Source organism: Tatumella ptyseos ATCC 33301 (assembly GCF_000735525.1).
GTDB lineage: Bacteria > Pseudomonadota > Gammaproteobacteria > Enterobacterales > Enterobacteriaceae > Tatumella > Tatumella ptyseos.
In genome coordinates this window covers 21,843-41,297 of the sequence record NZ_JMPR01000033.1, presented here as the reverse complement: position 1 = coordinate 41,297, position 19,455 = coordinate 21,843, and the positions used below count along the sequence as shown (strand labels likewise).

13 protein-coding genes and 1 tRNA gene are annotated in these 19,455 nt (G+C 49.2%); 7 read left to right on the top strand and 7 right to left on the bottom strand.

Annotated elements, in window-relative coordinates:
• Window positions 1-24: 24 nt before the first annotated feature.
• The 4 genes from GTPT_RS09265 to nac form a co-directional block, all read right to left on the bottom strand.
• Window positions 25-2,124 carry a putative bifunctional diguanylate cyclase/phosphodiesterase gene (locus tag GTPT_RS09265; protein ID WP_162139946.1) on the bottom strand — a complete coding sequence of 700 codons (2,100 nt, stop codon included), beginning with the start codon at window positions 2,122-2,124 and terminating at the stop codon, window positions 25-27.
• A gap of 152 nt (window positions 2,125-2,276) precedes the next feature.
• Window positions 2,277-3,731: an EmmdR/YeeO family multidrug/toxin efflux MATE transporter gene (locus tag GTPT_RS09260; RefSeq protein WP_371190657.1), complete on the bottom strand. Its 1,455-nt coding sequence runs from the start codon at window positions 3,729-3,731 to the stop codon at window positions 2,277-2,279.
• A 353-nt stretch (window positions 3,732-4,084) separates the two neighbouring features.
• Entirely contained in the window at window positions 4,085-5,380 is a 1,296-nt protein-coding gene (locus tag GTPT_RS09255) for an NCS2 family permease (protein WP_029991005.1), read from the bottom strand.
• A gap of 340 nt (window positions 5,381-5,720) precedes the next feature.
• Complete coding sequence (gene nac, locus GTPT_RS09250; protein ID WP_029991007.1) at window positions 5,721-6,638, bottom strand: nitrogen assimilation transcriptional regulator NAC; 918 nt, start codon at window positions 6,636-6,638, stop codon at window positions 5,721-5,723.
• A 666-nt stretch (window positions 6,639-7,304) separates the two neighbouring features.
• Here nac and GTPT_RS09245 point away from each other — a divergent pair.
• The gene (locus GTPT_RS09245) at window positions 7,305-7,844 is read left to right on the top strand and encodes a DUF2058 domain-containing protein (protein ID WP_029991008.1); all 540 of its coding nucleotides are present in this window, start codon (window positions 7,305-7,307) and stop codon (window positions 7,842-7,844) included.
• A gap of 423 nt (window positions 7,845-8,267) precedes the next feature.
• Window positions 8,268-8,343, top strand: a tRNA-Asn gene (locus GTPT_RS09240).
• 766 nt (window positions 8,344-9,109) lie between these two features.
• Here the strand turns inward: GTPT_RS09240 and GTPT_RS09235 are convergent.
• Entirely contained in the window at window positions 9,110-10,000 is an 891-nt protein-coding gene (locus GTPT_RS09235) for a LysR family transcriptional regulator (RefSeq protein ID WP_029991010.1), read from the bottom strand.
• 709 nt (window positions 10,001-10,709) lie between these two features.
• On the opposite strand from GTPT_RS09235, the gene GTPT_RS09230 reads away from it, so the two are divergent.
• The 5 genes from GTPT_RS09230 to GTPT_RS09210 all read left to right on the top strand — a co-directional run bounded on the left by GTPT_RS09230 (window position 10,710) and on the right by GTPT_RS09210 (window position 17,710).
• Window positions 10,710-11,954 (top strand): MFS transporter, encoded by a 1,245-nt coding sequence (locus GTPT_RS09230; RefSeq protein WP_029991011.1) that lies wholly within the window; start codon window positions 10,710-10,712, stop codon window positions 11,952-11,954.
• A 340-nt stretch (window positions 11,955-12,294) separates the two neighbouring features.
• Window positions 12,295-12,924 carry a LysE family translocator gene (locus GTPT_RS09225; protein ID WP_029991013.1) on the top strand — a complete coding sequence of 210 codons (630 nt, stop codon included), beginning with the start codon at window positions 12,295-12,297 and terminating at the stop codon, window positions 12,922-12,924.
• 384 nt (window positions 12,925-13,308) lie between these two features.
• Window positions 13,309-14,769, top strand: coding sequence for an APC family permease (locus tag GTPT_RS09220; RefSeq protein ID WP_051170872.1), 1,461 nt, complete (start codon window positions 13,309-13,311; stop codon window positions 14,767-14,769).
• A gap of 102 nt (window positions 14,770-14,871) precedes the next feature.
• Entirely contained in the window at window positions 14,872-16,197 is a 1,326-nt protein-coding gene (locus GTPT_RS09215) for an APC family permease (RefSeq protein ID WP_025901335.1), read from the top strand.
• A gap of 61 nt (window positions 16,198-16,258) precedes the next feature.
• Complete coding sequence (locus GTPT_RS09210; RefSeq protein ID WP_025901336.1) at window positions 16,259-17,710, top strand: NAD(P)/FAD-dependent oxidoreductase; 1,452 nt, start codon at window positions 16,259-16,261, stop codon at window positions 17,708-17,710.
• 51 nt (window positions 17,711-17,761) lie between these two features.
• Here GTPT_RS09210 and GTPT_RS09205 read toward each other — a convergent pair whose 3' ends face one another.
• Window positions 17,762-18,472 (bottom strand): cache domain-containing protein, encoded by a 711-nt coding sequence (locus GTPT_RS09205; protein ID WP_025901337.1) that lies wholly within the window; start codon window positions 18,470-18,472, stop codon window positions 17,762-17,764.
• Between the two features lie 18 nt (window positions 18,473-18,490).
• Entirely contained in the window at window positions 18,491-19,216 is a 726-nt protein-coding gene (locus GTPT_RS09200) for a FadR/GntR family transcriptional regulator (RefSeq protein ID WP_025901338.1), read from the bottom strand.
• Window positions 19,217-19,455 lie beyond the last annotated feature (239 nt).

Genomic DNA, 19,455 nt, shown 5'->3' with positions numbered 1-19,455 from the left:
CCCGCAACGGCGGCTACGACGGTGTCAGGCGCTCACCGGATACTGAAGTAAGGTAAAAGTATGCCGGTTGTTCAGAAAACCTGCGATAACATCGGCCGGGACTGCCATACTGAACAGGAACCCCTGCCCCAGTAAGTAACCTTCCCGGATCAAGGCATCCCGTTGCCCCGGTTCTTCGATACCCTCCGCCACCACATCCAGCTCAAGCTCCGTGGCCAGCAACCAGAGTGCCTTAATCACCGCCAGACCCTCTTTACCTTTACTCAGACTGGCAACAAAACTCCGGTCAACTTTGATCACATCGACCGGGTAGTCACGGATGTTTGCCAGCGCAGAATAACCGGTCCCGAAGTCGTCTAACGAGATCCGCACACCCTGTGCTTTAAGCAGATTCAGTGCGCGAAAGACATACCCGGCTCCGCGGCCGTCAAACATATGTTCGGTGATCTCAATCTCCAGCAGCGCGGGCGGGATCCGGTAATGTTCCAGCTGCTGCAGTACCTTCTCGGCATAGTTATCACGCATAAACTCAACCGGGGAGGCATTCACGGAAACCGGAACCACGTCCAGCGAACTGTCTATCCAGCACCGGATATCGGCAAACACTTTGTCACGGATAATATAGCCAATACGTTCGACCAGCGCGTAGTTTTCAAACGCCGACCAGATATCCCCCGGGAAGCAAAGCTCACCCTGACTATTGAAGAAGCGCATCAGAGCTTCCAGCCCGATGATCTTCCCGTCCTCTAAACGAACCTTTGGCTGATAAAACGGCAAAATGGCTTCATCATAAATCAGCTGCTTTGCCAGTTCCATTTGCCCCCGGGTGGTATCCACGACATCTGACATGGCCGGGTCATAACAGAGCACCCCGCCGCGGCCGTTCTTTTTCAGCTCATTCAGAGCGATATCGGCGGCTTTAATCATCGCAGTGCTGTCTGCAGCCTGTTGCGGGAAGATAGCCCCGCCCATACTGAGGCTGGTATAGATAGTCTGCCCCTGATATGTCAGGGGTTCCGTCGTATCGGCAATCAGTTTATCTCCTGCCTCCAGTAGCGACTGACTGTCCCCGATGCCAGGCAACACCGCTGCAAATTCATCACCGCCGATGCGGGCAACAAAGGCATCGCGACAGAGTGATTTCTTCAGCCGGTTAGCCACGCTCTTCAGCAGGTAATCGCCTGCCGGGTGCCCCAGGGTATCGTTGACCAGTTTAAAATAATCCAGATCAATCAGTACCAGTGCGAAAGGACGGTTATGATGACCGGCCTGCCGCAGGTATTTTTTCAGCGTAGTGTTGAACATTCGCCGGTTGGGAAGTCCGGTCAGTTCATCATGCTCACTGATAAATTTAAACCGTTGCTCCGCCTGATGTAAGCGAGTGATATCCCGTGACACACAGAGAATACTGGTCACCCCACCCTGCGGGTCCTGCAGCGGTGTCAGAATATTATCCCAGTAAAAAGGCTTATTTTCACCCACCTGACTTTTACCCGAGAAACGGACATTCCTGCCGGTATTGGCCAGTTTCAGGGCCTTACGGCCACGTGTCCGTATTTCGGGTGGCAGAAGATTTAACCAGTCCATACCGAATCCGGACTCCGGAGAAACCCCGAGCGCCTTACACCCGGACAGATTCATATTGATTAACTCACCCTGCAGGTTTATCAGTTTGATGCAATCGATGCTGGCATCCAGCATGCTTTTATAAGTCCGCAGATGCTGAGTAATATCCTCGCGGGCCTCCTGCAATTCATTAATATCGATAAATGTGATCAGCCAGAGGTTACGCGCAGGGATAAAGTGTCCGCAGGCAATAAACCAGTAATAACTTCCTGCAGCCACACCCAGCCGGACTGGCTGGCGGAAGACGTCAGAGTGCTGTATGGATCTTTCCCAGGCGGCGCTGATCCGGGCTTTATCCTGCGGATGTAACCAGTGCATCCAGTGTGGTTCAGACATCACCGGGGGCAGAGACATGGTTTTATGCCACTGCTGATTGGCGACAACTTCCTGTCCGCAACCGGAGATAATCCAGGCAGGCAGCGGTACGCTATCAAAAAACACGTCTTTAAAGATCTGAAACGCCTCCGCCGATGCAGAGGATGCGGGATCAGTTATCACTGATTCTTCTTTTAAGGATTCTTTTTTAGTATTCATTTAGTCTGACCCACTCTATGACCCAAAGTGAAATTAACCAATCATTACTACTTTCCCCGGATAAGCTATCACTACAGTTAATGATTGAGCCAACCTGTGTTTAGCACTTCGCTAACTTACTTTTCGTCCGGTACCTTGCGGATCATCACGGCCCGGCGGGCTGATTTTTCCTGAAGACGGCGGTAGTTATTCAGCCAATGACCGCTGACAAGGCGCCACCAGAAACAGGCCCCTCTCACCGCCCAATCCATAAACATTCCCAGCCAGACACCGACTACCCCCATACCCAGAGAGATCCCCAGCAGATATCCCAGCACCACCCTGGCCCCCCACATACTAAACATCGAGACGAACATGGCAAAGCGTGCATCCCGCGCCCCTTTAAAACTGGCCGGTAACACCCAGGAAGTGGCCCATATGGGCATAAAGGCTGCATTCAGCCAAATCAGATGCTCAGTCACCCGAATGACCTCCGGGTCCCGCGTATAAAAGCGGGCCAGAACCCCGGCCAATGGCACAGAAAGCAGGGCAAGGCTGCAAAGCCCTAAGGTAGAAAGCCAGAAAATATGACGTACCTGTATTGTCGCCTGATAGACCTGATTTCTGCCGAGCCTTTTCCCGGTAATAATAGTCGATGCTGAGCCGAGCGCGTTGCCGGGCAAGTTGATTAATGAGGCTATTGAGAAGGCGATGAAATTACCGGCAATTTCACTGGTTCCCATTCCGGCCACATATACCTGAGTCAGTAGTTTACCACCATTAAACAATACCGACTCTATACTGGCAGGAATTCCGATACTCAGCACTTCACTGAGTATCGCCAGGTTCCATCGCTGAAAATAACTCTTCAGAGGCAACGTAAGCGCCCCGTTCAGGCGTCCCATCAGTACCGTAATCACCACCAGGGCACCGATATACCGGGAAATCGTCAGCCCCCAGCCAGCGCCAGAGAAACCGATTCCATGCCATGAAAAACAGCCATAAATAAGCACGCTGGTAATAATAATGTTCAGTATGTTCATCCCGGCATTAATCAGCATCGGAATTTTGGTATTCCCTGACCCGCGCAATGCACCACTGCCGATCAGGGCAATGGCGGCGGCCGGGTAACTGCAGGCAGAAATTTGCAGGTAATTAAGTGCAAAGGTTTTTACCTGTGGCTCCGCACTGCCTGCGATCAAATCGATAATGACATGCCCGCGAAATTCGATAATGACCACCAGCAGTAATGAAAGGATTGTCATCAATCCCAGTGACTGCCGGGCGGCGGCTTTGGCTCGTTCACTGTCTCGTTTTGCCAGACTGAAGGCAACCACCACCGTAGTCCCCAGATCAACCGCCGCGAAAAACGAGACAACGACCATATTAAAGCTATCCGCCAGGCCCACCCCGGCCATCGCCGCTTTTCCAAGCCAACTGACCAGGAATGTACTGAGCACCCCCATCAGCATGACACAGAGATTTTCTATCAGAATTGGCAATGCCAGTGGCGTTATCTCCCTTTTCATTAAGGTCGTATAACGTCTGCGCCTGGGATACCAGGACGTTCTTTTTATTGCATCAGTTAACACTAAGCCAGGATTTCGCACGGCGATACCAAATCATCTGAACAGAAAAGGGAGGAATAATCAGTGGTTCCCGGTAACGGAGAGCGTATCGACCACTATTCATGCCGTAAAGGATGCCGCCGGAAGTGGAAGCGCGGTGATGTAATTTTATACCCGGCGGGGTGAAAAGACTACCCGGGATTACCGATACTCTGCCACTGCCTGTCAGGGAGTCCCCGTTTGCTGGTCAGTGAGAGTCCCGCGGCACAGCAGCTTTGCAGTACGGACCCGGTCAGGTGAGTAACGCCAGGAGTCGTACGTCGCAGATAAAACAAAAAAGGAGCCGAAGCTCCTTTTTAATCTCAGCGATGCAGGTATCAGGCGCTGAGCCAGCCCAGCTTGATCACAAACAAGACAGACAGAATAATCAATGCCGGGTTAACTTCACGGACTTTACCGGTCAGTAACTTCACCACCGTCCAGGTAATAAACCCGAAGGCGATACCATTCGCGATAGAGTACGTTAATGGCATCGCCAGCGCGGTCACCGTCACCGGTGCTGCTGTGGTGATATCTTTCCAGTCAATTTCAGCCAGCCCGGAGGTCATCAGTACCGCCACAAACAGTAATGCCGGGGCAGTCGCATACTCAGGAACACTGCCTGCCAGCGGCGAGAAAAAGAGTGACAGCAGGAACAGGATAGCGACCACCACAGAGGTCAGACCGGTGCGTCCGCCGGCACTGACGCCTGCGGTAGATTCAACAAAGCTGGTGGTGGTAGACGTCCCCAGCAGAGAACCGAACAGCGCTGCTGAACTGTCCGCAATCAGCGCTTTACCCATCGCAGGGATATTTCCTTTCTCATCCGTCAGACCCGCACGGCGGCTGACACCGATCAGTGTACCTGAGTTATCAAAGACATCGACAAACAGGAAGGCAAAAATCACGCTGACCAGTCCGACATTAAAGGCCCCGGCGATGTCCAGTTTCAGGAAAGTCGGTGCAATAGATGGCGGCGCAGAGAAGATCCCTGCAAAAGGTGTCATACCCGACAGCATCGAAATGGCAGTGATCACCAGAATACCGATCAGTACGGCACCGGTAACACGGCGGGCTTCAAGAACCACAATCAGGAAAAAGCCCAGGATAGCCAGTAACGGACCGGCTTTAGTGAGATCCCCTAAGCCGACCAGCGTTGCCTGGTTACCTACCACAATCCCCGCCCCTTCAAGCGCAATCAGCGCCAGGAACAGACCAATACCGGCGGCTATTGCAGAGCGCAGCGGTAACGGAATACTGTTGATGATCCATTCACGGATTTTGAACAGAGATAATGCGAAGAAGATTAACGCAGAAATAAAGACCGCCCCGAGAGCGACCTGCCAGTGATAACCCATGTGCAGCACAACGGTATAGGTAAAGAAGGCATTTAAGCCCATTCCCGGTGCCAGAGCGATAGGCATGTTCGCAATCATTCCCATCAGCACCGAGCCAATGGCCGCTGCCAGACAGGTAGCAACGAAGACTGCGCCTTTATCCATACCGGTTGCCCCGAGGATACTCGGGTTAACAAACAGGATATAGGCCATCGCCAGGAAGGTCGTTAGTCCTGCAATGACTTCTGTACGAACAGTAGTCTTATGTGCTTTCAACTTAAAGAGTTTTTCAAGCATGAGTCGGTCCTTTATAGATCTCGCTTATCACGATTTTTATTTTATAACAGTCTTTAAGAAATGGTTGTCATCGCCCGGTAACAGGCCGGACAGACAAACCTTCATTCCACCCCAAAATGACATAAGCAAAACCCGTGCCATGGCGCAGCACGGGTTCAGTATTCGGAATAAGTTCCTGCGAGAGGAGAAACCCCGGTCAGCGCAATACGCTGCGCAAACGTTTTCTTACCGGCGCCAATCCTAATGATAGAGGCCCCCGGGGGCAATAATTTTTTGTCCCTCAGGGGCGGAAAATAGAGCCGGAAGCCGGTTTAGCGGCTTCCGGCGGGAAAAGTGGTGATTAACTCACCAGCATCAGTTCACGTTCGGTGACCGCCGGACGCTGAGCCAGGGCGAGCAGACGATGCTGGACAGCCCGGGCAGAGGCTGACAGAGGTAATGCTGAAGAGGTGTTCAGAGATAATGGCAGATGCAGTGACGGAGAAATGATTTTCGCCATCCAGCCATTAATCGGAGCAGTGAGCGATCTTGCCGCCGATTCAGGCAATACCGAAACTCCCATACCACTGGAAATTGCTGCGGACAATGTCGACAGTGATTCAATTTCACCAATGATATGTGCACTGAGACGGCGCAGAGAGAAAGCTTCATCCACCCGTTGTCTTACCGCACTGTAATCACGCGGCAGATACAGATTCATTCCCGCCACTTCAGAGAGATCAATCTGTGCCCCCGGAGAAACGCCGGTGCCGACCAGATACAATTCTTCCTGCATCAGTGGCTGAGAACTCAGGCCCTTTTCCGGCGTGCGATCGTACAATAAAGCCATATCGAGCTGACCATTGATGACTTTCTCATTCAACGCCTGACCACTGTTTTCGTGCAGGTATACCAGGATATCCGGCCAGGTCTCACGGATTTCACGCAGCAATGGCATCACCAGAGAAGACGCGGCGGTTCCCGGAGCGAGCCCGATGGAGACCTGTCCTGAGAGGATATTACCGGAATTATGTACCGCCATCTGTGCCTGTTCACACTGCCGCAAAATATTACGGGCATGAGTGTAGAGCACTTTACCGGCATCGGTCGGGGTCACCCCGCGTTTGGTGCGGATCAATAATTGCTGATCCATCTCCCCTTCCAGGGTAGCTACCTGCTGGCTCAGTGCCGGTTGAGCGATGTGCAATACCTCTGCGGCCTGAGTGAGGCTGCCGATATCGACAATTTTCACAAAGTATTTCAGTCGTCTTAAGTTCATTTTCTCTCCCGTCACTAAATCCGGATACTCGAAGCAGGCTAAGCCTGTGGCTGGATATACCGGTAGTTGCAATTAACAGGCCAGAAATGACTAAACTGTTTCGCTGATCCGAATGTCATAACAAAAACACTATGAAAAGAAGCCGTTTCGGCCATTTTCTGTTCGCAGTAGTCATTTTTACCGGGGACAAAACTCAGGCTGCCTGCACAAAGACAGTGCAGAATGTTTCTGCACAGTGCGTTATGCCTGGTTGATCACGCGATATCCGGCGCTTACCCGGACGGCCCCATCTCTCCCGGAGCGCCCTGCCCCGCGATGACATTTCTGCGCGGCCGGGTCATAAAATGTAACGACCTGCCGGGAGGGCTGAGAGCCACGGTATTACAAAAAGCTATTACCGGGACAGGGAGAAAACGATCTGCCCCCGTATACTGAGCCTCCCGGTCAGGTTGTACCGCAGAAAACTGAGGCCCGATAGCCTGCCCTGTCTTTGCCCTCGCGGAGCCACCGTGAGGTGCCGGTACTTTCATCTCTGAGCATGGGTAATTTCGATTGAGGAGTCGCTGAAGATCGCTTCTGATACTACATCGCCGTCATGCTACGCCTGCACAAATCCGGCGATTGCAGGTATAATCCGGACATTACCCCACAAATTCAGATACAGACATGGCAAAACTTACCTTACAGGAGCAGATGCTCAAAGCCGGATTAGTCACCGATAAAAAGATGGCTAAAGTTCAGAGAACCGCAAAAAAATCCCGTGTTCAGGCACGTGAAGCCCGCGAAGCGGTCGAGGAAAATAAAAAGGCGCAGACAGAACGCGCAAAAGAACTGAACGAGCAACAAAAACAAGCGGCACTTTCCCGGGAATATAAAGCTCAGGTAAAACAACTGATTGAGATGAACCGCATCAGCGGTATCAAAGGTAATATCAGTTTCAATTTCACCGATAATAACCTGATCAAACAACTGACCGTGGATAAAGCCACCCGGGATCAGTTGATGAATGGCCGTCTGGCCATTGCCCGGTTGCTGAAAGAGAAGAGTGATATCGCCGATTACGCGATCATTCCGGCAAGCGTTGCGGATAAAATTGCACAGCGGGATGCCGACAGTATAGTCCTGAACAGTGCGCTGAGCCAGGAAGCGCAGGACGAAGATGATCCTTATGCCGATTTCAAAGTGCCGGATGACCTGATGTGGTAAGGCAAAGCACACCCGCACGACACTGACCGGGCCTGTCTTCGCGGCAGGCCCGGTACGATCAGCGCATTTTCTGTATTGGTCCGGCCTGCATTTTTACCGGATGGCAATACCGTGCCGCTGAAAGTTCATGAATATCCCCGATTCAATTTCCGGTTCGCAAACCTGCCAGTACGGGTAAGGCACATTACTGCCAGGCAGGGGCCAGCGTTTCACACTGTCCGGGGCAGGAGCCTGCCACAATCTACGGGTGGCCTGTCGGACGTATTCTCCTGAGATAGCCTTTCGCCGGGAACTCACAACGGACACCATTGACCACTTCTGCACCATTATGTCTTTTTTATCAGCAAACAGTTTATTTTACGCGAAAACAACTTTGACAACGTCGCCCCGGCCCGTTACTATGCGCCCCGTCTTCACGACAATTCCTCTGTAGTTCAGTCGGTAGAACGGCGGACTGTTAATCCGTATGTCACTGGTTCGAGTCCAGTCAGAGGAGCCATATTTAAGAAACCCGCTTAAGGAAACTTAAGCGGGTTTTTTGCGTTTATGCCTTATCACGAACCATTATATGACATAGACTCAATCAATTGGGGTCATTTGGATTCGATTATTGAGTCCCACCTATTCCCCTACCGACGCGAAAATCCGTACTCTCAGCCTGCTGATAGCCCCTTAAAGTCTCTGGTGCACAACGTTAATACCTTTTAGTTAATCCTCACAGTTCACATCTCTGATATCTCAGATACCGTATTAACGATAAAGTAGCCCGCCCCGGCTTAGTTCCTATCCGGAGTAACCGTCGCTTTATCTCCTGATTGTGAATCCCTGAAACGCCTGCCAGAAGAGCCATTAGTGATACCAAAGCACAAATTGAAGCGTTATTGAGAATTAAATCATATTTATCCCGCCACCAGGTCGGTGTATAGATGATCAAACTGTTCGGATTTTGTGACTTCACGAAAACAAAAGGATTGTGTCAAATACTGTTATTATCATGGCAGTTGAAAATGAAATTTTCTTTGGTAACCAGGATAAAAATTACTGCGCTTTTTTCATGGGTGTCTCACAAAAGGAGATGGCTGGTTTTAACTCATACTGTACAGCGTGAACACCCTGCAAATGCAAAACGGTGGGATCTCCATCGGACTGCTTAATCTGAATACATTAAGCATGTTACATCATTTATAAGAGGGTAATATTTAGCCGAATTGTCTCAGACCTGAACTGATAAATGACCAAAACTGATTCATATCCAGGTCATTTTTTTAGAGAGGATGATCTAACGATGCTCCATACGCAGCAAAGGACTGCTCAATAGAGTTAATAACAGCTCTTATTTTTGCTGATTTTTTTAGGTCAGGATGTAAAACCAGCCATATATCGATCCAGTCTTTATTCCCGGGGAGTATACGAATAAGTTCAGGATCTTTCTCAGCTATAAATGATGAGAGCAAACCTATTCCTAAACCATTTCGGGCAGCAGAACGTATAAGCATTTGCGAGTTAGATTGTAGTACAACATTGGGGTTGTTAATCTTTTCACCGCAGAAGCTATCCCAATGACGCGGCACTAAATCACGCGGGAACATCAAAAGATCATGGCCTTCAAGTTGAGAATCTTGAACCGGAATACCTTTTCTATCGACATATTCTTGTGCTGCATAAAGCCCCATCTCGATTGTTGCCAATCGTTTAATTACCAATGTCTCTTCTTCAGGACGGGCACCCCGGATTGCCATATCTGCACTACGGTAAGAAATATCCTCTATATCTACAGCTGTTAACAGCTTAATGGTAATATCGGGATGTTGTGTTCGCAATACTTTCAATGCTGGTATAACAAATGCCTCAGCCATCGTATCGGTTGTTGCAATACTGACATTCCCGGACAGACTGTCATCACCTTTAGATACTTTGCGGTTGATGGCATGGATTGCATTTTCAATATCAATGGCATTAGGCAGTAACTCTTCACCTAATGTACTAAGAGAGAAATGTTTTGGTGTACGAATGAAAAGTTTGGAATTAATTGATTCTTCAAGAGCTTGTATTCGTCTGCCTACCGTTGCTTGATCCACATGCAACTCCATCGCAGCTTTACGCAGAGTACCACTTCGAGCTAATGCAAGAAAAAAACGTGTATCATCCCAATTCATTAAGAGACATTTTTTGTCCGATTTCTGTATATTGTAAGACATATGGGATTTATCTTTAACTCCATAAACCGAAAATATATTTATAAAAATAACACACCGGCAACATGCCTTCAAGATTCTTACTAAAAAATACATCTTTATCAATAAGTTTTTTGTAGCTCCATTAGAGATGATTTTTATGGTTAGATAAAAAGTGTATTTGATCATAGACTTTAAAAAGATAGTTTTATTAAAAAGGTCACCCCCACTCTATAACGGCAGATGAAATTTAAATAAATATTTATCTTTGGATGTATAAACTATGAGCTCTGACCCCAAAATTCACATTCTCACGACTTGTTAGTAGCAGATAGAAATAGTGGTAAGATAAAACCCTTCCAATAAAATAAATGGTGCAATAAAAATATTGAAAATGTTAACCAAGAATTTGAATTAAAAATCAATCAACATATATTTTACACTCCTGATAGCATCACTTATTCCTTTGTAAATACAATGACAGCCAGGAAGATAACAACTATATCATGAAGATATGGATGCAGCCATTAGTTAAACCGTCCGGAATGCATAATTGAATCAGCATGATGCATTTTTGTATATTCCTGCTACTCAATCATTACGTTATTATTGACGGCACCTGGTATATCTGGTGCCAGATAATATTATTTTCTTTTAAGGAATGAAAACATCAGAATTTTTGGAGAATTCAATGTCAGAAAGTTTATCTATAAAAAGTCAGCGCACTCATACAGGTGGATTTTTTATTTTACTATTTCTTGCAATGGCACTGATGTCAGCATTACTGAATAGTACAGCTCCGACACCTCTTTACCCCTTTTATCAACATCAACTGAGATTAACATCTCTCAGTCTGACTATTATATATGGTGCATATGCAGCAGGTGTTCTTATCTCACTCCTGTGCATTGGTAATATGACAAATAAGGTCAGAGATTTACGTTACATGATTACCCCCGCCTTACTCATTGTTTTAATTGGCGCCATGTTATTTACTATAGCAAATTCATTCATGATGTTGCTTTCTGCCCGATTTTTAGCCGGTGTTGGAACTGGTGCATTAACCGGAGCGGCTAATCTATCGCTAGTCAAATTTGGGCCGGGAAATCAAGGGAAATCTGCAGCTCTGATAGCTACTTTATCATTTACGACCGGGTTAGCATTAGGACCTATTCTGAGTGGTATAGCTTTGCAAGCGAACTTTCATCCGACATCATTTCCTTTTTATATTATTATGATATTTACTTTTATTTCCCTGATGGGAACTCTATTGGCGTGGCCTTCGAATGATAATGTAGCACAAGATAAGATACCTGAAAAACACATCAGCCTTCATTCAAAAGATAATACCCTGAAAGAAGAGTTACGCTCTGATAGAATTGGTTTCTTTTTGTGTGCAGCATCTTTATTTACATGCTGGGCTGTTGCTGCAAGCATTTTCTCTATTGGTCCTGCTGTGTCTGATTTATTATTAGACGTACATAGCAGAGGCGTGTTTGGATATGTAATTGCTATTTACCTTATTATTGCAGGTATTAGTCAGATTCTGAGTCGACGTGTTGGAGCAGAACACTCTTTGATTTTAGGTTGTGTTTCTCAGATTGTTTCATTATTTATATTTTATCTATCAATTGAACTAAAATCCGTAGTTATTGCATGCATTGGAATAGCTATTGCCGGATATGCATATGGTGCTATATTCGTCGGAAGTGCAACACTTGTAAATATAACCTCCCCTAAAGAGAGTCATGCAAAAACATTATCACTATTCTATGTGATAGCTTACATTGCCAATTGGGTTCCTGTTTTATCAGGGATTATTATAGACCACATTAGTTTACGACTGGCCGTTAATTTGTTATTTTTCATCAGTTCAGTTACCTTTTTAATTCTCGTCATTATGATAAAACCGCGTACTTTTAAGACGTTACAGTAAAGGTACGAACTGCAGGTTTGGAAACTATTTTCATCAGCGTCAAGAGTAAGTTAATAATCGACATAAATAACACCCGGATTTTATCTGTAGTAAAATCCAGGCCATGCTACTCACAGAGCCTGATAAACAATCAGTTATAGTTATATACTAATACCCTGCTTCAGTTAAGAATGTCGACCTATGGACCTCTGCGGACAACCTCTGGCATAGCCAGAGGTTGGCTTGTTTAATAAATAAAATCAGAAAATTTATAGCATACCAGGTATATTGAAAATATCTTTATTGTCCCTGACTAAAACCCGCTATAGAATAAATATTCCCCTTGCTGCAGGAAAATACTATGTCGATTTCGCACGAATTACTCCTGATTTACACCACTTATTTTGTTGCTACGGCAAGTCCCGGCCCCAGCAATATGGCTATTATGGGTGCAGCCATGAAACGCGGACGCGGCGCTGCTCTCGCGCTGGCCTCCGGAGTGATTAGCGGTTCCATGCTGTGGGCCCTGCTCGCCGCCTGCGGCAGGCTGACAGTGCTGGCTACATTTGCTCAACTGCTGATCGTGTTAAAAGTCTGCGGCGGTTTATATCTGCTGTGGCTGGCCTTCAAAGCCGGTAAATCGGCATTACGCCATCCGGTCACGGAAACCTGTTTGCAGGAGACAAAAAAAGCCGCCTACACCAGTTTGTTCCGCCAGGGAATATTAATGCATATTGGCAACCCGAAAGCTATCCTGACCTGGGTGGCCATTATGTCTGTAGCACTGAAGCCAGGTGCGGCAGCCTCCACCTTACCTATGGTGATCGGCGGCTGTGCCGTAATATGCATGCTGGTTTTCTGTGGATATGCTCTTTTATTTTCTACCACCGTGATGGCGGCTTTTTACCGCCGGATCCGTCGCGGCCTGGAGGCTCTGTTAGCCGTCTGTTTTGCAATTGCCGGTCTGAAACTGGTCCTTAGCCGCAGCTGAATCCGTAATTCCCTTGCGATTCCGGGAAAATCGCGATAACACCGGGTCTGCTGTGGCAGTCCCGGTGTTACCTTCTTCCGCCGGTCTGATCCTTCGTTTTATCCACGCCGCCGCCGGTGTCAGAAATCCAGGTCACCTGTGCTCTGAGGCATATATTCTCCCGCCAGCCACCTGATCCCTGCCCGCATAACTCTCAATACATTGTCCCCCCTGTGTGGCACATAAAATATGCCGTCTTTTTTCATAAGAAAGTAGTATGAAGTGATTTATTCTTTTATATCAATAAATTACGAAAACAGCCTCTTTACATATATATACATATAAAATCTTATGTTTTATACATTCAGACATCTTTGGATCTGTGAATATTTTATCGAGGTGTTAATGCGTAGTTCTCCCCCCGACATGGTCACACCGCCATCTGCTCCGGATGTGCGTAAATTCAACCGTTCAATCGGCCTGATGTCTAACTTCTCTCTTGGTTTCACCTATCTTTCGCCACTAACCGCCGTTTATTCACTGTTTGCTCTGTCAATGACCCTGGCCGGCCCGCCCGCCATCTGGTGGATCCTGATTGCGGCCGCAGGCCAGATGCTGGTAGCTATGGTGTTTGGTGAGGTCGCCTCGCAGTATCCGATCACCGGCGGACTTTATCCCTGGGCGCGGTTGTTATGGGGTAAGAAATATGCATGGATTGCCGCCTGGATCTATCTGTGGGCACTGGTGGTCACCATCACCTCCATTGCAGAATACAGTGCAACCTTCGTCGCTTCCCTGTTCAGTTATACCCAGACAGCCAGCCACTTATTGCTGACCTCGGTATTACTGTTGTTACTGATGATGGTGGTCAATCTTTCGGGCACCAGGAACCTTGCCCGTGTAGCCCGTATCGGATTCTGGTGCGAAATTATCAGTGTTATTGCACTGGGTATTTACCTGTTAATTTTCCACCGTACTCAGCCTGTAGGGATCCTGTTTGATAGCATGGGTGCAGCCAGCGGATCTGCCGGTTATTCCCATGCCTTTATGACGGCCTCGTTGCTGGGATTATTTATGTTTTTCGGGTTTGAAGCCTGCGGCAATGTGGCAGAAGAAGTGAAAGATGCCGGCAGAAAAATTCCCGTGGCGATGATACTCAGTATTTTCTTTGGCGCTATCTCTGCCATTATCTCAGTACTGGGTTATCTGCTCTCTTATCCGAATCTGAAAGATATTGTCTCCGGTAAAATTCAGGACCCGATCCCGGAAATTCTGAATAATGCACTCGGGACAGAGGGTGAAAAGATCTTTGTGGTGATAGCGATTATTGCCATGCTGTCCTGCATTCTTTCATTACAGGCCGCGTTAAGCCGGCTCATTTTCTCTTTCTCACGCGACAATATGCTGCCCGGCAGCCAATGGATGGCCCGTATCTCAAAAAATGAGGTCCCGGATAATGCCATGATCGTCAGTTGTGCCTTACCGTTGCTGATTTGCCTCTGGGTGTATTACCAGCCGGATAACCTGGCCAGAATTACTGCCTTCGCGGTGGCCGGTATTTATATCTCTTTTCAGATGGTCGTCCTGGCGGCTCTCCGTAAAAGGGTACAGGGCTGGAAACCGGCCGGCCCGTGGTCACTCGGGCGTTGGGGCTTTCTGAACAACCTGCTGGCGCTGGGTTATGGTCTGTTCGGCATTTACCTGCTCTGTGTACCTGCCTCCGGGAATAATTTCCTTGATCGCTGGATTGTCTTAGCCGGTCTGGCGGTGGTGACGGGATGCGGGCTGCTTTATTTATTGACTGCACGTCCGTACCGGAAAGTAACCGATGGCCAGCATTATCAGAACCATATTAACGGCCAGTAACAGCACAGAGGCCGCCGGCTGCGGTTAATTACGTGACTACCTACCGGTGCTGCTGTTATCACGGAAGAAACCGGCACCTGATAATATTTTTAAGGACTGACGATGGATAAAAATAACCACTCGCGAAAACAACTTTCGTTATTACAGGTCGTGATCATCGGTATCGCGTATATGACCCCGATGACTGTATTTGATACTTTCGGCATCGTCTCTGGTGTCACTGTGGGTCGTGTGCCACTGGCGTATCTGATTGCGCTGGTCGCGGTATTATTCACCGCGCAGAGTTATGGGCGGCTGGTAAAGATTTACCCGTCTGCGGGGTCGGCCTACAGTTACACCCGACATATTTTCGGGCGACACAGCGGTTTTATGGTCGGGTGGTCCTCACTGCTGGATTACTTGTTACTGCCGATGATTAATTCCCTGCTGGCCGGGATCTATTTGCGATCCCTTTTTCCTGAGGTGCCTGGCTGGATTTCGATACTGATATTTACGGCGCTGGTCACTTACCTCAACTGCTGCAGAATCAAACTGCTGGCCAATGCCAATGTCTTGTTCGTCGGCTTACCGGTATTACTGATGATGGCCTTTATCTACATGGTCGTACATGATCTGACGACCACGGCCGGGATCCACCGGGTCATGACCACGGCTCCGCTGTTTAATGGCCAGCACTCCGTAATGCCTTTAATCAGCGGCGCGGCGATCCTGTGCTTCTCGTATCTGGGGTTTGATGCGGTCACGACGCTATCCGGAGAGACACAACGTCCGCACACGCTTATCCCTAAAGCCATTTTTTATACGGCATTAAGTGGCGGGATTATTTTCTTTATCGCCGCCTGGTTTATCCAGCTCTATTATCCTGATAATTCTGCCTTCAAAAACCCGACCGAAGCCATGCCGGAAATTGTGCTGTATGTCGGTGGCCGGATATTCCAGACCCTGTTTCTGGTCGCTATTTTATTCAATACCTTTGCCTCTGCGCTCGCCTCTCATGCCAGTGCCGCCAGACTGTTGCACATTATGAGTAAGGATAACCGTTTCACCGCACCGCTGTTTGGTTATCTTGACCCCGTGACAAACACGCCGCTCTACTGTGTGCTTTTTACCGGCCTTCTCTCTCTGAGCGCTATTTTCTTCAACCTGGATACCGCCGTCTCCTTAATCAGTTTCGGTGCACTGGTCGCCTTTAGCGCCGTCAATATCTGTGTAATTGCCAGGTTCGCTGTTAAAGAACAAGGGCTGAACTCCATGCGTAACATCCTGCGTAATCTGATTTCTCCGGCCGCGGGCCTGGCCAGTGTCGCCTTTATGTGGGTCAATCTTGACCACGATGCCTTTGTGCTGGGCTCTGTCTGGGCAGTGATCGGTCTGGGCTGGGTCGTTTACAGCTGTATGAGTAAATCTGCCACCACCGTTTCGGAATAACGAAAACCAGTAACGCACAGTGAGTTTACCTGTGCTTTTATCAATCACCCGGAAAAACACCATGAAAAGTAATGACAGGATTATTAAACCCGAGCTGGTCAGTGACGCACGAACGGGGCTTATCAGTCGCATTATCACCGACGGGGACTGGAACTGGGTCCGGCCTGACAGTGAACGCCATAACGATGAAAGCCAGAAAATTGACCCAGGAAACCCCGCGAATTACTACGAGTCTACGCTTGCCCCCTGGATGTCCTTCCCGCCGCTGGAAAGTGATACACAGTGTGAACTCGTAGTGATTGGCGGCGGTTTATTAGGTGCCTCGACGGCGCTTCATCTGGCGGAGTCGGGGGTGGAGACGATACTGCTGGAGAAAAATGCCATCGGGTCAGGCGCGTCGGGGCGCAATGGTGGCCAGCTTACTCCGGGCCTTGCCCGCTGGGAGGCCGAATCCATGCTGGAGAACCTCTCTTATCAGGAGGCACGCAGACTCTGGAAATTTACCTCCGCCGAAGCCATGTCCCTGATCGATGATATCGCCGCCAAATATTCACTCGACCTTGACCGCAAGCACGGGCATCTTACTGCCGCAGTGCACCCCGGACACATGAGCGCGCTGGTTAAGGCCGCCGATGCCCGACACTCTCTGGGGGATCATCAGGTCACAGTGCTGAGCAATTATGAGTTACGGGAACATATCCGTTCAGAAATCTACCACGGCGGGATCCATGACGATTGTGGCGGGCAGATCCATTCTCTGGCCCTGAACCGCGGCCTGATTTATGGCTTCCTGAAGAATGGCGGTACCGTGCATGAACACAGTGAGGTGATCCGTATTGAGGAAACTCCTGCGGGCACCCGGGTGCATACGCCGTCCGGCATTGTCACCGCAACGCGGGGAGTCATCATCGCTGTTCATGATGATACCCACTCGTTGCTGAGCCAGGACCCCGCGACCACCCTGCCCTTTTATACCTATGTAGGGGTCACCCGTCCGGTCGGGGGCGGGAACCGCAGCCTGCTGCCGACCGGCACAGCGGTATATGATACCCAGTTACAGATAGATTATTATCGCCCGGTCCGGGATCAGCGGCTGTTATTCGGGGGTCAGGGTACCGGCATGCGCTGGGACAATAACCGGACCGTAGACTACCTGACCTCCCGGTTACGTACCGTTTTTGCAGACAGAGAAGACCTCGAACTCGATTTCGCCTGGAGTGGCACAACCGACCTGACCCTGAATGGTGCCACGGACTGCCGGAAAAGTGGTTCACGGGGACAGATATACTCGGTACACGGCTGGAGCGGCCACGGTGTAGCGCAAACCGTCAGGATAGGGAAAGCGATCACCGATGATATCACCGGGGCCAGTGATGACTTCGCGATGCTGGCTGCCATAAAGCACACCCCGTTATTTATGGGGAGGCAACTGGCACCGGTCGCTATCCCGCTGGCAAAAACCTTACTGGGGATTTCCACGCGGCTGGCTCCCGGAAAAATGATCTCGTTCTGAAACGCCCGCTCATTGCTTACCTGTCACACCGGTGACAGGTAAGCCATCAGCTCAGTGTGGCGTAAACAGCATAAAGAACTGCCGGCGAAGCGTATCGCCCTGCTGTTCACCGTCAATCAACGTCCCGGTCCGGTAACGCGGATGGCTGGATATCATCACCCTGCCATCAGGATTAGCGATAACCAGTTTTTGCCGGCACTGACGAAGTAAGGTCAGCAATTCTGCCTCTATCACACTGACCAGCACATCCACCGCCGCAATCCCGACCTGCTTTTGGTTGATCATCACCGGCGAGGATGCCGTCAGGGTATACGCTGAGGTACAGACGTAATCCACATACGGCCCGTGCAGAGACACATTTTCAGTGTCACGGGTATTTTTAAACCATTCGAAGGTACTGAAGTCCAGCCGTTGCTGCGTGGCCTGATCCAGTTCCAGGCAGGAGTTCTGATTTTTTCGGGGGTTTTTAAACCACCACTCCAGAAACCAATAAGGCTGCTTATCCTCCGGCAGATGATGATGGCAGGCAAACCCCGCGCCAAAACAATACCGGCTTTCGGCAAGCGTGTGTTCAATCACGGGAAACAGGGTTTTCCGTAACTGACTTTCAGGGAGCTTGCGGGGAAAGTGCTCAGCATCTGCCATCACCGAGAGTACGTCAGCCATTCCGGCAGAGAGCGCGGCTGCCGATGCGGTAACCGAACTGAACAGATGTTCAGTTCTTTCAGCGACACAGACTTTAACTTCATCTTCATTTAACATGTTATTCCTGCCGCGTAGCTAGAGCGTTTGTACGCTGAACTTAAACTCGATCAGTCTGGTCGTAAAATGGTCAATCAGTGTGCCGGCCACCTTCGCTGCCAGCAGCTCATCCTGTGCCCGGAAAGCAGCAAGAAGATGGCGATAGTCATCAACAATCTGCCGGTGAAATGCCTCTGACTGATAGAGGATGGTGACCAGTGCTGCCCATTCGGCCTGGATCATCAGCTCCTGATGCGCTATCCGCGCCGACTGGGAATTAGCCGCAATCGTCAGCAAACATCGCATATCAGACTGACAACGGAGTTCCGGACTGTCTGACTGTTCCAGTACGTCGATAAATTCTGTTAATCCCTGCCGATCTTTTTCGGTCATCCGCGTGGCAGCCAGGCGGGTCGCATGACAAAAGATGGCACTGTGCCATTCGCCAAGATCCGACAGATATTCGGTGCTGATATTGTAAAAAGGGTCTTCCGGAGCTGCCTCTTTCTGAACAGAGTCGGCCACAAAACTGCCCCCGTTCCGGCCGCGGGCGGTATAAATCAGCCCCCTGGCGCGCAGAGTATTCAGTGCTTCCCGGATGGTGATATGTGAAACACCCATCATCCTGGCCAGATCAGCCTCATTCGGTAATTGCTCATTCGCTGACAATAAACCGGAAATAATGGCATTTGCCAGTCGTTGTATGATCTGGTCTGAACGACTGGACTGACCGATAGGTGAAAAAATCACAGCATGAGTAATCATAGGCCTCGTGATTTCTTTAGGCAGAGCTCAATTAAGGGGGAAGACAGACGGGTCGTGACAATCTCTCTTTGGCGATCATAAGACAACACCTCCGGATGAACTGCCCGCGGCTGACGTTCCCCTCTCCCTGTTAATTTCACCATGGCGTCTTTACCGTAGGTTCCGTTCGGGTGAAGTTACCCATTAATTTTATCATTTCTTTCCCCCCTCCACCGGTCTGCTTTCATATAAAAATCGTA

Bases quoted from the DNA above. Each gene is read 5' to 3' on its own strand.
- GTPT_RS09255 (WP_029991005.1), bottom strand. From the start codon at position 5,380: ATGCTTGAAAAACTCTTTAAGTTGAAAGCACATAAGACTACTGTTCGT.
- nac (WP_029991007.1), bottom strand. From the start codon at position 6,638: ATGAACTTAAGACGACTGAAATACTTTGTGAAAATTGTCGATATCGGC.
- GTPT_RS09245 (WP_029991008.1), top strand. From the start codon at position 7,305: ATGGCAAAACTTACCTTACAGGAGCAGATGCTCAAAGCCGGATTAGTC.
- GTPT_RS09235 (WP_029991010.1), bottom strand. From the start codon at position 10,000: ATGAATTGGGATGATACACGTTTTTTTCTTGCATTAGCTCGAAGTGGT.
- GTPT_RS09230 (WP_029991011.1), top strand. From the start codon at position 10,710: ATGTCAGAAAGTTTATCTATAAAAAGTCAGCGCACTCATACAGGTGGA.
- GTPT_RS09225 (WP_029991013.1), top strand. From the start codon at position 12,295: ATGTCGATTTCGCACGAATTACTCCTGATTTACACCACTTATTTTGTT.
- GTPT_RS09220 (WP_051170872.1), top strand. From the start codon at position 13,309: ATGCGTAGTTCTCCCCCCGACATGGTCACACCGCCATCTGCTCCGGAT.
- GTPT_RS09215 (WP_025901335.1), top strand. From the start codon at position 14,872: ATGGATAAAAATAACCACTCGCGAAAACAACTTTCGTTATTACAGGTC.
- GTPT_RS09210 (WP_025901336.1), top strand. From the start codon at position 16,259: ATGAAAAGTAATGACAGGATTATTAAACCCGAGCTGGTCAGTGACGCA.
- GTPT_RS09205 (WP_025901337.1), bottom strand. From the start codon at position 18,472: ATGTTAAATGAAGATGAAGTTAAAGTCTGTGTCGCTGAAAGAACTGAA.
- GTPT_RS09200 (WP_025901338.1), bottom strand. From the start codon at position 19,216: ATGATTACTCATGCTGTGATTTTTTCACCTATCGGTCAGTCCAGTCGT.